Genomic DNA, 12,798 nt, shown 5'->3' with positions numbered 1-12,798 from the left:
TGATGCAGAAACGTAACCTTACCACGCGTTATCGCGAGTATTTGCTCAATGCGTTAGTGCTGCTGGCGGTGAGTTTCTCCAGCGTGTATCAGGTTCAGGCGGAAACGCCTGAACCCGCGCAGCGGACGATTCACTATTACGGCGATCGCACGGTGACGGTACCCGTAACGGTTGAGCGGGTTGCCACCTCGTGGAATGCGCAAAATTCGATACTGGCGATGCTTGGCTATGGCGATCGCATTGTCGGGACGACGAAGCTCGTGCGCGATATGCCGTTATTTCGCCAGTTTGTGCCGTCTATTACGCAAGCGTCGCTGGTTGCTCATAGCGGAAATATGGGGATTAATACGGAAGCGTTGATCTCGCGCCGTGCTCAGGTCTTTTTCGTGTCGGACAGCGTGCCGGTTGCTGAAGCAGAAGCGCTGAATAAAGCCGGTATTGCCATCGTACCGCTCCGCTACAATTCGCTGGCGGCGATGGTCGAACGCACGCTGATTACCGGTGAGGTTCTGGGGCCGGATGCATCGCGTCGGGCACAGGATTTTGCTGCCTACTATCAGGATAATGTCCGGCGCGTGACGGAGGTGATCGAGAAGATCCCCCCAGAGCAGCGCGTCAAGGTCTACCATGCGGTTGGCGATCCGTTAACCACATCGGGACGACCTTCACTGAATCAGGACTGGATGGATCTGGGTGGGGCTATCAACGTGGCGGAGCCGTGGTTTAGCCATGCTGGTGTAACGACCGCTTCGGTTTCGCTTGAGCAAATCTATCAGGCCGATCCCGATGTGATTATTACGATGCAGGCTGAGGATGCAAAAGCTATCCGTCAGGATGCGCAGTGGCAGCAGCTACGGGCGGTAAAACAGGGGCGCGTTTATGCGAATCCGCTGGGCATGTTCTGGTGGTGTCGGGAAACATCGGAGCAGGCGCTGCAATTTCTTTGGCTGGCAAAAACGCTGTATCCACAGCAGATGCAGCACATCGATATGGCAAAGGAGACGCATGACTTCTATCAGCGTTTTTACGGTATCGATTTAACCGCGCAGCAGGTGGATTCTATTTTATCTCCTCCCTAACCGAGGTGGATTATTTAATGACAGGGCCGCATCAGCGTTGTGATGTAGCCCTGTTTTTTAGACACAGACAAATGAGGGGATAGCGCGGGTTAAGCCAGCTGTTTGAGAATCGCTTTGGCGACGACTTCCGAGCTTGCTGGGTTCTGGCCGGTGATCAATTTGCCGTCTTCAACAAGGTACGGTGCCCAGTCAGGGCCTTTTTCGTATAGCCCACCCAGTTTCTTGAATTCATCTTCAATCAGGAAAGGCACCACGTCCGTCAATTGAACCGCTTCTTCTTCACCGTTGGTGAAGCCCGTCACTTTGCGGCCTTTAATCAGGGCATCGCCATTTTCTGCTTTCACATGAATCAGTACGCCCGGTGCGTGGCAGACAAAACCGGTTGGCTTGTTGGCGCGTACAAAGGCTTCGATGAGCGCGATAGAGACCGGTGATTCTGCCAGATCCCACAGCGGGCCGTGACCACCGGGATAGAAGACGGCATCGAAATCCTGTTCGCTGACGGTATCGAGTTTTACCGTATTGGCCAGTTCCTGCTGCGCAGCCGGGTCGGCTTTAAAGCGATGCGTCAGCTCGGTTTGAAAATCGGCCAGATCGCTTTTCGGGTCGAGAGGCGGCTGGCCGCCAGCAGGGGAAGCGAGCACCAGCTCGGCGCCTGCATCTTTAAAGGTGTAATAAGGGGCGGCAAATTCTTCCAGCCAGAAGCCGGTTTTATTGCCTGTGTTGCCCAGTTTGTCGTGAGAAGTCAGTACCATTAAAATTTTCATCATTTTTCTCTCTATGGTTGCAGGATGAGCCGGTGAATCGATGCCGATTACCCTTTGAGGGCGGCGACAATCGCGTCTTGTTTCTCATGGTAAGGCGCACGCAGTGTCATGTTAGAGGCGCCATCTTCACTTTGTATGACAATCGGTTTGGCATGACTGAAACGGCGGAACCCGTGGACGCCGTGGTATGCGCCGATGCCGGATGCGCCAACACCGCCGAACGGGAGCGTGTCGATGGAGACGTGCGTCATCACATCGTTGATGACCAACGCGCCTGATGTCGTTCTGGCAGCGAAGCGCTGCTGCATAGCGTCATCGTTGCTGAACAGATACGCCGCCAGCGGGCGTGGGTGCGCATTGATGTAGTTAATCGGTTCTTCTGCCGCCTGATAGGTTTTAATCGGCAGCAGCGGGCCAAAAATTTCTTCCTGCATGATCGTCATATCATCACACACGCCGAACACCAGATGCGGGGCAATCTTGCGGCTTTTCGCATCGTAGGGCGCTTCGCCTTCCGGTGCCAGACTGACGACGGTTGCGCCTTGCTGTTCAGCCTCTTTCAGAATACGAATCAGGCGATCGTAATGCCTGTCAGCAATGATAGACGTGTAATCCGGGTTCGCCTGTAGTGTCGGGAAGCTTTTCTGCATAAAGGCTTTTGCGGCATCGCGGAAAGCCTGCTCCTGACCTTCGGGCAGCAGAACATAGTCCGGCGACAGGCAGATTTGTCCGGCGTTGAAGGTTTTCACCGTCAACGTACGTTCAGCCGCTTCGGTGATATCTGCGCTGCTATCGATCACGACAGGTGATTTGCCACCCAGTTCCAGCGTGACGGGCACCAGATTCTCTGCCGCGGCGCGCATCACATGTTTCCCAACGGCGGTGCTGCCGGTGAAGACCAGATGATCGAACGGCAGTTCGCTGAATGCCTGACCGATTTCCGCATCGCCCAGTACCACCGCCAATTCCAGTGGGTCGAAATAGTGGGCAATCAGTTCCGCCAGCAGTTCAGACGTACGCGGTGTGAGTTCTGACGGTTTCAGAATCGCGGTATTACCGGCAGCAAAAATGTCAGCCAGCGGACCAAATGACAGGTTCACTGGGAAGTTCCACGGGCTGATTACGCCAATCACGCCCAGAGGCTGATGCTGAATCCACGCCTGCATGCCGGTAGCGGGTTCATCAACAGGCTCTGGCTGCATCCAACGCTCAACGTTATCGATGGCGTTCTGGAGCATCTTCAGCGTAGTGCCGACATCAGCGGCGAAGGAGTGATACAGGCTACGATGGCCGAAATCTTCACTCATGGCCTGTGCGAGCGCCGCGTGGTTTTCACGGATCAGATTGATGCTACGCTGTAAGCGATCTTTACGCCGTGCGGCATCGGCGGGGCCAGATGCAATGTGAGCACGCTTCATCGTATTCAGGATAGCGTGTAAATCCTTTTTGGATTGTTGTGTCGACATGTTGTGTCCTCTTTTATTCGTCGAGTACCAGAGAAAACAGAAAGTTATCCGGGATTTCCGGGTCACTCAGGATGGGATAAAGGATACGGCAGGGGTTGATCTGTCCGCCAACAAGATTATTATTCGGGGGGTATAAATAATTTTATAGGTCTCGTATGTCACTCATCCGTCTACGCACATTTGTGGAAGTCTATCGGCAGCGCTCAATTAGCGGGGCGTCGCGCGCGCTGAATCTGACCCAGCCGGCAGTGTCGCAGCATATTGCCGGGCTGGAGGTGGCGGTAGGGCGGCGTCTCTTTGAGCGTCAGGCGAACGGCGTGACGCCAACATCGGCGGCAGACGATCTGGCGGCGGATCTGGGGGACAAGCTCGATGAAGCCGAGGCGGCACTGGCCTCTGCCCGCGCGCGATCAATGGACGTTGCGGGGACACTGCATATCATTGGCCATGCGGATTTCATGGCAGAAGTGGTGTCTGAGCAGCTATTGCCGCTCCTTGAGGCGGGCGTGCGGGTGCATATGCATACCGGCGACGGCGATTTGATTAAACAGATGCTGCTGGAAGGGCACTGTGATTTGGGCATAACGGCGCACCCGGTGACGGATAAGCGGCTGAAAAGCGATCTGTTAAAGAGTGCGACGCTACAGGCGGTGGCGGCACCTGCGATTGTCGAACGGCTATTGCAGGCCGGTGACTTGCCGCAGGCGCTGGCGCAGGAACCGATGCTGGCGTATGACCTTGAGCTGCCCCTGATTGATCACTGGCTGAAGAAGAACCGCATGGAAGATAAAGGGCTGGTGCCTGCCGTGGTGAGCCAGGATCTGCGTGCGCTGCGTCGCGTGCTGACCAGCGGATTTGGCTGGACGGTGATGCCGGTGTATTTATGTCAGGATCTGCTGGACGCCGGAGAGCTTGCCATCATTCCACCTCCTGTCGGCACAACGCAGTTGGATTACTATCTGGCCTGGGTGCCGGGCGCGCTGCGTCAGCCACGTTTAGCGCATGCGCGGCAGACTTTTCTGTGGCGTTTGCAGCACGCTGAATAGCGCTAGTCTCTGCTAAACAAAACGCCATTTTTCAAGACATCATGAGACAGCGTCCGTTGGCGACGCTGCTTTTCTTCCTGCTGACATCCCTTCTTCCATCCTGTGATCGCCATAAACGAACTGCTGGTTTCGTTCAGTTAAAATGGCTTTTTATAAAATCTTTGACGCGGATCGCACCAATCTTCCCTGTGCTGCCAGCGCGGGGCGAGTGATGGCAAGCGTGCAAAGGTTTTCACTATCGCCGGGCGCTAACGTAGCACCGTGACACCTTCATAACTAAAAATGTTCGGGGAAGGATGGCGATGAAAACGCGTAAGATCGGTTTGGCTAACTATTTAGCCTACGGTTCAGGGGACTTTCTTGGTGCTGGTACAACGGCGCTGACGGCCGCCTGGTTACTCTATTTTTACACCACGTTCTGTGGCCTGACGCCGATTGAGGCAACCTTTATTTTTGCGATGGCGCGCGTGCTCGATGCCGTCGTCAGCCCGCTGATGGGCTTCCTGACCGATAACTTCGGTTCCACCTGGCTGGGCAAACGCTTTGGCCGGCGTAAGTTCTTTATTCTGCTCGGTATTCCCTGTGTTTTCAGCTACAGCTTTATGTGGGTTGGGGATATGGGCTATTGGTACTATCTGCTGACGTACCTGCTGTTCGATATCGTCTACACGATGGTGCTGGTGCCGTATGAAACGCTGGTGCCGGAAATGACCGACGATTTCAAACAGAAAACCAAATTCTCCGGCGCACGTATCGCGCTGGCGCAGCTGTCTGCCATTTTAGCCGCGTTTCTGCCGGGCATCCTGCTGGGTTACTTTGGCAAAGATAACGCTGTTTCTTTCTTCTACTCGAGTCTGGTGTTCTCCATTATCTGTGCGCTGGTGCTGACGTTGGTGTATTGCTTTACCTGGGAACGGCCGCGGGATCAGATGTCGGAAGCGTCGCTACGGGCGGAGAAAGAACGTCAGTCTCTGACGTTAGGCCAAAGCCTGAAGCGGTTGAACGTCGAACTGCTCTCTACGCTGCGCATTCGTATTTTCCGCCAGCATTTGGGTATGTATCTGGGCGGGTATATCGCACAGGACGTGTTTAACGCCGTGTTCACCTACTACGTGGTTTTTGTGCTGATGCAGAGCCCGACGATGGCGTCGAACCTGATGGGAACGATGGCGATTCTGCAATTTATCGCGGTAATTGGCATGATCCCGCTGTGTATCCGTTTTGGACCCGCGCCGTCTTACCGTTTAGTGGTCTGTCTGTTTGGCGTGAGTGCGCTCTCTTACGGGGTTCTGTGGTACAGCGGCCTGCATGACACCTTCTCTCTGCTGTTGTTGATTTCTGCGCTGGCTGGCATCGGGCGTGGCGGGATCAACTACGTGCCGTGGAACACCTACACTTACATCGCCGACGTGGATGAAGTGATCACCGCGCAGCGTCGCGAAGGGATCTTCGCCGGAATTATGACGCTGACCCGTAAAGCCTCTCAGGCTGGTGCGGTGATGCTGGTGGGCGTGGTGTTACAGCTCTCCGGCTTTGTATCCGGCCAGAGCGTACAGGCTCCGGGCGTCAGCCACACTATCCTGATGATTTTGAGCATTGGCACCGTGGGCGTGCTGGCGCTGGGCTTTCTGGTTTCTCTGCGTTTTAAACTCAATCTGCAAACGCACAGCGTGCTGCGGGAAGAAACGCTGAAAATGCGCGAAGCCGGACGCCCTGTGCCGGAGAAGATTACGCCGCAGGCGCGGGCAACGGTCGAAATGCTGGCCGGTATGCCGTATGAATCACTGTGGGGCAATAACAACATCGGCTACCTGAACCGCCATAAAGGCGACAAGTCGATCACGCACGCCACGCAGTCGTAACTGTATTGACCTGTTAACTGATAACTCAATTGGATGAATGACTATGACCGTATTCAGTGTAAAACATAGCCCGCTTTTACGTCAGCCGGAACGCTTCATCTCCCGTGAGGATCTGAAGGCGCTGATTTGCCGTATCACCGACAATCTGGTGAATATTGAGGATAAAACCGGTGAGTTCTTGTTACGGCTGGACGATGGTCGGGTGATTGATACCAAAGGCTGGGCGGGCTGGGAATGGACGCACGGCATCGGGCTGTACGGGATTTACCAGTATTACCAGCAAACGGGCGACGAGCAGATGCGCGCCATCATCGACGACTGGTTTACCGAGCGTCTGGCGGAGGGTACGCCGACGAAGAACGTGAACACCGTGTGCCCGTTCCTGACGCTGGCTTATCGCTATGAAGAAACAGGCGATGCGCGCTGGTTGCCGTATCTGGAGCGCTGGGCGGAGTGGGTGATGTACGAAATGCCGCGCACGGACAAGCAGGGCTTGCAGCACATTGTTTATAACAACGAAAACCACCAGCAGCTGTGGGACGACACGCTGATGATGAGTGTGCTGCCGTTGGCGAAAATCGGCAAGTTGTTAAACCGGCCGGAGTTTGTGGAAGAAGCCACGTATCAGTTCCTGTTGCATGTGCAATATTTGATGGATCGCGAAAGCGGCCTGTGGTTCCACGGCTGGACGTTCGAAGGGCAGCACAACTACGCGAAAGCGCGCTGGGCGCGTGGTAACAGCTGGCTGACCATCGTGATTCCTGAGTTTATCGAACTGCTGGATCTGCCGGAACACAATGCGACGCGCCGCTTCCTGTTGCAGGTGCTGGAAAGCCAGATTGCAGCGCTGGCGAAATATCAGGATGACAGCGGCCTGTGGCACACGCTGATCGACGATCCGAACTCGTACCTTGAAAGCTCGGCAACCGCCGGTTTTGCCTACGGGATCCTGAAAGCGGTGCGTAAGCGCTACGTCGATCCGAGTTACGCTGAGGTGGCGGAGAAAGCGATTCGCGGTGTGATTAATCACGTTAATGAGGACGGCGAACTGACGCAGGTGTCATTCGGCACCGCGATGGGCAACGATCTGGATTTCTATCGCAACATCGCGCTGACCTCCATGCCATACGGTCAGGCAATGGCGATTCTCTGCCTGGCGGAATATCTGCGGGTGTATCTGTAATTAGGTTAACGTGAGCGTTGCCTCTTAGTCATATCGGTTATGCTGGCTAAGAGGCTCGTTTCGTGCGCGATACCGCCGCTATTTATATGCGATACCGTATACGCGCCCGACACAGGGAGGCTCAGTCGCCGCCACCCTGTGAACCCTGGCTTCCTGCTAAATTATGCCGCTGCGCGGTGCCATCGGTGTTCATGACCGCGATTCGAGCCGTCAGTGACGCGTTCCCGACGCGGCACTGACTTTCGCGGCATCCATGCCGCTCACTCGGCGGCCACGCCCACCGCTGCATAATTTTTACGCCGGATAACGGCAAAACCCATAATTGCGTTCCATTCTGACACCTAATTTTTTAGTCCTGACAGGCTGTAATTCGCCGGGAGCCAGCGGTAACCGTTTGGTTTACCGTTAGCATCATACACGGCTTTGACCTGGCCTAAACCGGGGAAGGAAATGTGTGCCGCACCAATCCATTCATTATTCTGTGCCGCTTCGGCCAGAATCTGTAAGCGAGCCTCTGAGGCTTCATCCATATTGCGATCGAAATCGATCGTGGTCATAGGGCGAGGAAATTGCACGGCTTCGGCATGGATCGTATCGCCCCACAGCGTCAGTTTCTGGCCTTCACTTTCAATTTGATAAAGGCTGTGCCCCGGCGTATGTCCCGGTGCCGGCACGGCGGTAATACCCGGAAAAAGCTGCTGTTTGCCGGAGAAGGTTTTCAGCCGCTTTGCGACAACCACGGGGTGCAGTGAATCTTCAGATTGTCCGAATGTGTGTTTCTCGCTCTCCCGCACATGCGCGCTGTTGGCCGGATTGAGCCAGAAATCCGCATCCTTCTGGTTAACATAAACGGTGGCATTAGGGAAAACCAGCTTGCCGTCACGCGACACACCGCCGGAATGGTCGGCATGAATATGGGTCAGCAGAACAGTATCGATCTTCTCGGGGGGATAGCCGGCGGCGCGCAGGTTGTCGGGTAATTTCCCTCCCAGTTTCCCAAACAACGGCCCAGCCCCTGTGTCTACCAGTATCAGCTGTTTGCCCGTATTGATGAGATACGCGTTAATGGAGGTCTCCACCTGCGGATGGAGATTCTTTTGTGCCAGCAGATGTAGCATTTCCTCATGGGAAATATGAGTGAGCAGTTTATCCAGTGGAATAGTGACCGTACCGTCAGAAAGGGCGGTGATTTCAAATTGACCTAGCATCATCCGGTAATAACCCGGTGCCTGTGTTTTCAGTTGAGGTACCGCTTCAGCACTGGCTATAACTGGCATTCCCGCGAGTAAAACGACCGATAATAACGTCTGCTTCAGAATATTTATTTTCATCACGTACTCCTGGAAGGGGACCCTGCTTGTCAGGGATTGGAAGGATTATTCTGTTGGTTGTACTATTGTTCAAATTGATTAATTTGATACTGACTATCATGGAAAATGATTTTCACGGCGTGGATTTAAACTTGCTGGTGACATTTCTGGTGTTGTATCGCGAGAAAAGTGTCTCCGCAGCGGCGGATAAGTTGCATTTGGGGCAGCCTGCCGTGAGCGGGGCGCTGGCGCGTTTACGTACGCTGTTTGACGATCCGCTGTTTATCCGTACGGGACAGGTGATGCGCCCGACGGCGCGTGCGGATTATCTGGCGACCCAGTTGTCACCTGCTTTTGAACACTTACAGTCGGTTCTGGGTGAACCTGAGAGGTTTGAGCCGCTGACTGATTCACGTGTGATTACGCTGGGAATGACCGATTGGGTGGAAATCTGGTTGATGCCGCTGCTGCTGAAACGACTCAAAACCCATGCCCCTTATTTACGTATCAACCTTGTGGCCACCGATCCGTTTTTGGATGTGGCGCGTCTGGAAAATGACAGCGTCGATCTGGTGGTGTCCGTTGCCAGTTCACAGGCTGGCTGGATGAAGCAACAAGCCTTACTCTCGTCAGGATTCAGGGCGTTGTGGCATCCGCAGCAGCTTGATCTGCCGCGTCCTCTTTCTTTGGCCGTATACTGCCAGCAGCGTCATTTACTGGTGACGTACCGTGAACGTGCGCATGGCATTGTGGACGACATGTTGGAAAAACAGGGAATGGCACGGGCAATTCATTACACCACGCCGCATTTCTCTGCTCTGCCGGGAATCTTGCAGCACACACCAGCCGTCGCTACCGTACCGGAAAAGCTGGCGACACTGTGGTGTCAGCATTATGGCCTGATCGACAGCCCCGTACCGCTTGCGTTACCGACGTATACGCTCTCGGCGCTTTGGCATGCCCGGCAGGACAGTAACCCGGCGATAAAGTGGGTGTATGAGCAAATTGCTGAGGTGGTTGCAGAGCAGGAGGCAGACTGGCCTCCTGCTTGAGTGGCAGCATTGAAATTATTGTGACAACCCTGCCACGCTGTAGTTCGCCGGAAGCCAGCGGTAGCCGTTGGTGGTGCCGTTGCGTTCCAGACGTGTCCCCACGTGGCCGATGCCAGGGAAGGGCAGATGAGCGCCTGCAACCCAGTAACCCTGACTGGCTGCGTCGGCCAGTGCTTTATTACGGGATTCTGTCGCCTGATCCATATTTGAATCAAAGCTGATGGTAGTGGCCGGTAAGCTCATCTGTACCGCTTCTGCATGAATGATGTCTCCCCATGCCAGCAGTTTTTTGCCTTCGCTCTCAATCAGAAACGACGTATGCCCCGGTGTATGTCCCGGACTCGGAATCGCGGTGATGCCGGGTAACAACGTTGCCTGCTGAGCCGGGAACGTTTTCAGCTTGTTCTCTTTGCGAATGGCATCAAAGGTACTCTGCACGCGTTGGAACGCGGCCTTTCTGTTCTCTGGCGCACTCTTCAGATTATCCGGGCTGAGCCAAAAATCGGTTTCTGGCTGGCTGACATACACGGTGGCATTCGGGTAGTTCAGCTTATTGTCCTGCACTAAACCGCCAAAATGGTCGCCGTGCAGATGGGTCATCAATATGGTGTCGACCTGCTCAGGTTTATAACCCGCCGCAATCAGATTCGGCAGCACTTTTCCTACGGTAGGATTGCTTTGTTTACCGTTGCCGGTATCGATCAGAATCAGGTGTTTGCCGGTATTGACCAAATAGGCGTTGATGGAGGTTTCTACCTGCGGCGTCAGCGCTTTTTCTGCCAGCAGTTCGGTGATTTTTTCCGGTGGTGTCCGCTGCAACAGTTTATCCATCGGCATGGTATTGGTGCCGTCAGACAGTGCCGTGATTTCGAACTGGCCCAGCATCATGCGGTAATAGCCCGGCTGGGTTTTAACCTGAGTGATATCCTGCGCCTGAGAAAATGCAGGCACAAAGGCACAAGAGGCGAGTAATAGGGCTAACGGTTTCAATAACTTCATTTATTTTTGTCCTTGTTAATAATGAAACATATGAAAGCAGGTGAAGTTGTAACAACAGATTGATTATTGACGCACTGAGCGAATTACTCAACTGTCACCGAGCTGACGCGTTCCCGCCGGATTTGCCACCGCATCGCTGCCGTCCTGCAACGCGGAGGATTTAGGGTATAATGCATTTTTAAGTGAACGAGACAGTGAAAACCATGCAGTACCCGATTAATGAAATATTCCAGACGTTACAGGGCGAAGGCTATTTTACCGGTGTGCCGGCGGTGTTTGTGCGCCTGCAAGGGTGTCCGGTAGGCTGTAGCTGGTGCGATACCAAACACACCTGGGACAAGCTGGCAGAGCGGGAAACCTCATTGGATCAGGTGCTGGTGAAAACGGAAGAAAGCGATGCCTGGGGCGCGGCGAGTGCGGACGACATTCTGGCGCTGATGGCGCAACAGGGCTACACGGCGCGCCACATTGTGATCACTGGCGGTGAGCCGTGCATCCACGATTTGACACCGCTGACGCTACAGTTGGAAAAGCAGGGCTTTAGTTGCCAGATTGAAACCAGCGGTACCCACGACGTGCGCTGTTCGCCCAAAACCTGGGTGACGGTATCGCCGAAGGTGAATATGCGCGGTGGTATGAAAGTGCTCGATCGGGCGCTGCAACGAGCGGATGAGATCAAACACCCGGTGGCGCGTGAGCGTGATATTGAAGCACTGGATGCGCTACTGGCGCGGCTTGATGATGATAAGCCGCGCATAGTAGCGCTACAGCCGATCAGCCAGAAAGACGATGCGACCAAACTGTGTATTGCGACCTGCATCGCCCGCAACTGGCGGCTGTCTATGCAGACACATAAATACCTGAATATCGCCTGATTACTGGTGATTCTTCATGGCTATTTATGGCTGTTTATGGTTCTTCATATAGCTGTCATGGGCCGCTGAAATCACTGTTTTGGCGGCATTGACGTCTTCAAATCCTTTTAGCTCAACCACTTTTCTTCCTGCCGGCAGCTGTTTATAGACCCGGAAGAAAGCCTGTAGCCTTTCCTGTTCAATGGGCGGCAGGTCGGCAATTGTTTTGATGTTGTCATAGGTCGGATCGATTTTGCTGGTTGGAACCGCGACAATTTTGTCATCGACTTCGCCTGCATCGATCATTTTCAGGATGCCAATCGGACGCAGCTTAATCAGTGAACCGGGGATCAGCGGGGCGCGGGTATAAAAAATCACATCGAGAGGATCGTTGTCACCGCCTAATGACTGGGTGAGCGAGCCGTAGTTTGCCGGATACGCCACTGGCATTGATTGAAAACGGTCGGCAATAATGAACCCGGTCTCTGCATCGGTTTCATACTTAATCATGCTGCCCGCTGGAATTTCCGTGACGGCATAAATTTCATCAGGGGTATTTTTCGGCTGCGGGAAATCGAGAATATTGATCGGCGCAGCCGTTGCACAGAGTGAGAAAAACGAAAGCGCGACAGCTAATTTTCTGACTGAAAACAACATGGGGATCCCCTATTCATTATGATTATGATGATGAATGCATCACAAGCAGAATGACGGGGACATGTTACAGAAAGATGTAGTTCGGCGGTTTACTCGCCTTTATAGACGCAGCCAGCGGTGCAGGTTTCTTTCACCATCACGGCGCTGAGCAGCGGTAATGTCGGCTTCAGCTGATGCCAGATCCAGTGCGCCAGCACTTCACTCGTCGGGTTTTCCAACCCAGGGATCTCATTCAGATAGTGATGATCCAACCGTTCCCACGTAGGTTTGAACGCGGCTTTCAGCTCAGAGAAATCCATCACCCATCCGGTATGCGGATCCACTTCACCGGTAATTTCCAGTCTCACCATGAAAGAGTGCCCATGCAGCCGCCCGCATTTGTGGCCTTCCGGCACGTGAGGCAAATGATGTGCGGCTTCAAACTGAAAATCTTTAAATAGCGTAGTGACCATAGCGAGGTTCCCGGTTTCGTTCTGAAAAGGGGGCTTTCAGAACATAGTATGCAAAAAACCGTCGCATACTA

The 12,798-nt window shown here is 54.0% G+C and carries 12 protein-coding genes; 6 read left to right on the top strand and 6 right to left on the bottom strand.

Annotated features, from left to right (window positions below):
• Nucleotides 1-2: 2 nt before the first annotated feature.
• Complete coding sequence (locus tag R9X49_RS14855; RefSeq protein WP_319849138.1) at nucleotides 3-1,079, top strand: ABC transporter substrate-binding protein; 1,077 nt, start codon at nucleotides 3-5, stop codon at nucleotides 1,077-1,079.
• Nucleotides 1,080-1,168: 89 nt separating this feature from the next.
• On the opposite strand, the gene R9X49_RS14850 is transcribed toward R9X49_RS14855, so the two are convergent.
• Nucleotides 1,169-1,846, bottom strand: coding sequence for a type 1 glutamine amidotransferase domain-containing protein (locus tag R9X49_RS14850; RefSeq protein WP_015841529.1), 678 nt, complete (start codon nucleotides 1,844-1,846; stop codon nucleotides 1,169-1,171).
• A gap of 47 nt (nucleotides 1,847-1,893) precedes the next feature.
• Nucleotides 1,894-3,312, bottom strand: a complete 1,419-nt coding sequence (locus tag R9X49_RS14845; protein WP_319849137.1) for a coniferyl aldehyde dehydrogenase — start codon at nucleotides 3,310-3,312, stop codon at nucleotides 1,894-1,896.
• Between the two features lie 155 nt (nucleotides 3,313-3,467).
• Between R9X49_RS14845 and R9X49_RS14840 the strand changes: the two genes are divergently transcribed.
• The 3 genes from R9X49_RS14840 to R9X49_RS14830 all read left to right on the top strand — a co-directional run bounded on the left by R9X49_RS14840 (nucleotide 3,468) and on the right by R9X49_RS14830 (nucleotide 7,403).
• The gene (locus R9X49_RS14840; protein WP_319849136.1) at nucleotides 3,468-4,358 is read left to right on the top strand and encodes a LysR family transcriptional regulator; all 891 of its coding nucleotides are present in this window, start codon (nucleotides 3,468-3,470) and stop codon (nucleotides 4,356-4,358) included.
• A gap of 302 nt (nucleotides 4,359-4,660) precedes the next feature.
• Nucleotides 4,661-6,220, top strand: coding sequence for an MFS transporter (locus R9X49_RS14835; RefSeq protein WP_319849135.1), 1,560 nt, complete (start codon nucleotides 4,661-4,663; stop codon nucleotides 6,218-6,220).
• Between the two features lie 43 nt (nucleotides 6,221-6,263).
• Complete coding sequence (locus R9X49_RS14830) at nucleotides 6,264-7,403, top strand: glycoside hydrolase family 105 protein (protein ID WP_319849134.1); 1,140 nt, start codon at nucleotides 6,264-6,266, stop codon at nucleotides 7,401-7,403.
• Between the two features lie 341 nt (nucleotides 7,404-7,744).
• Here R9X49_RS14830 and R9X49_RS14825 read toward each other — a convergent pair whose 3' ends face one another.
• Nucleotides 7,745-8,734 (bottom strand): MBL fold metallo-hydrolase, encoded by a 990-nt coding sequence (locus R9X49_RS14825; protein WP_319849133.1) that lies wholly within the window; start codon nucleotides 8,732-8,734, stop codon nucleotides 7,745-7,747.
• A 98-nt stretch (nucleotides 8,735-8,832) separates the two neighbouring features.
• On the opposite strand from R9X49_RS14825, the gene R9X49_RS14820 reads away from it, so the two are divergent.
• Nucleotides 8,833-9,765 carry a LysR family transcriptional regulator gene (locus R9X49_RS14820; RefSeq protein ID WP_319849132.1) on the top strand — a complete coding sequence of 311 codons (933 nt, stop codon included), beginning with the start codon at nucleotides 8,833-8,835 and terminating at the stop codon, nucleotides 9,763-9,765.
• A gap of 15 nt (nucleotides 9,766-9,780) precedes the next feature.
• Here the strand turns inward: R9X49_RS14820 and R9X49_RS14815 are convergent, their stop codons facing one another.
• Nucleotides 9,781-10,764 carry an MBL fold metallo-hydrolase gene (locus tag R9X49_RS14815; RefSeq protein WP_319849131.1) on the bottom strand — a complete coding sequence of 328 codons (984 nt, stop codon included), beginning with the start codon at nucleotides 10,762-10,764 and terminating at the stop codon, nucleotides 9,781-9,783.
• A gap of 203 nt (nucleotides 10,765-10,967) precedes the next feature.
• On the opposite strand from R9X49_RS14815, the gene queE reads away from it, so the two are divergent.
• Entirely contained in the window at nucleotides 10,968-11,639 is a 672-nt protein-coding gene (gene queE, locus R9X49_RS14810; RefSeq protein WP_319849130.1) for a 7-carboxy-7-deazaguanine synthase QueE, read from the top strand.
• Between the two features lie 24 nt (nucleotides 11,640-11,663).
• Here the strand turns inward: queE and R9X49_RS14805 are convergent, their stop codons facing one another.
• Both R9X49_RS14805 and queD read right to left on the bottom strand, forming a co-directional pair.
• Nucleotides 11,664-12,272 carry an inorganic diphosphatase gene (locus tag R9X49_RS14805; protein WP_230458273.1) on the bottom strand — a complete coding sequence of 203 codons (609 nt, stop codon included), beginning with the start codon at nucleotides 12,270-12,272 and terminating at the stop codon, nucleotides 11,664-11,666.
• Between the two features lie 92 nt (nucleotides 12,273-12,364).
• The gene (gene queD / locus R9X49_RS14800; protein ID WP_015841518.1) at nucleotides 12,365-12,727 is read right to left on the bottom strand and encodes a 6-carboxytetrahydropterin synthase QueD; all 363 of its coding nucleotides are present in this window, start codon (nucleotides 12,725-12,727) and stop codon (nucleotides 12,365-12,367) included.
• Nucleotides 12,728-12,798: the final 71 nt, after the last annotated feature.

Origin of the sequence: Pectobacterium carotovorum (assembly GCF_033898505.1) — a bacterium.
In the GTDB taxonomy this organism is placed as follows: Bacteria; Pseudomonadota; Gammaproteobacteria; order Enterobacterales; family Enterobacteriaceae; genus Pectobacterium; species Pectobacterium carotovorum_J.
The sequence above is the reverse complement of the archived record's forward strand: the minus strand, read 5'-3'. Positions and strand labels throughout refer to the sequence as shown.

What these genes read in the sequence shown, in the direction of transcription:
- R9X49_RS14855 (WP_319849138.1), top strand. Translation starts at nt 3, where the DNA reads ATGCAGAAACGTAACCTTACCACGCGTTATCGCGAGTATTTGCTCAAT.
- R9X49_RS14850 (WP_015841529.1), bottom strand. Translation starts at nt 1,846, where the DNA reads ATGAAAATTTTAATGGTACTGACTTCTCACGACAAACTGGGCAACACA.
- R9X49_RS14845 (WP_319849137.1), bottom strand. Translation starts at nt 3,312, where the DNA reads ATGTCGACACAACAATCCAAAAAGGATTTACACGCTATCCTGAATACG.
- R9X49_RS14840 (WP_319849136.1), top strand. Translation starts at nt 3,468, where the DNA reads ATGTCACTCATCCGTCTACGCACATTTGTGGAAGTCTATCGGCAGCGC.
- R9X49_RS14835 (WP_319849135.1), top strand. Translation starts at nt 4,661, where the DNA reads ATGAAAACGCGTAAGATCGGTTTGGCTAACTATTTAGCCTACGGTTCA.
- R9X49_RS14830 (WP_319849134.1), top strand. Translation starts at nt 6,264, where the DNA reads ATGACCGTATTCAGTGTAAAACATAGCCCGCTTTTACGTCAGCCGGAA.
- R9X49_RS14825 (WP_319849133.1), bottom strand. Translation starts at nt 8,734, where the DNA reads ATGAAAATAAATATTCTGAAGCAGACGTTATTATCGGTCGTTTTACTC.
- R9X49_RS14820 (WP_319849132.1), top strand. Translation starts at nt 8,833, where the DNA reads ATGGAAAATGATTTTCACGGCGTGGATTTAAACTTGCTGGTGACATTT.
- R9X49_RS14815 (WP_319849131.1), bottom strand. Translation starts at nt 10,764, where the DNA reads ATGAAGTTATTGAAACCGTTAGCCCTATTACTCGCCTCTTGTGCCTTT.
- queE (WP_319849130.1), top strand. Translation starts at nt 10,968, where the DNA reads ATGCAGTACCCGATTAATGAAATATTCCAGACGTTACAGGGCGAAGGC.
- queD (WP_015841518.1), bottom strand. Translation starts at nt 12,727, where the DNA reads ATGGTCACTACGCTATTTAAAGATTTTCAGTTTGAAGCCGCACATCAT.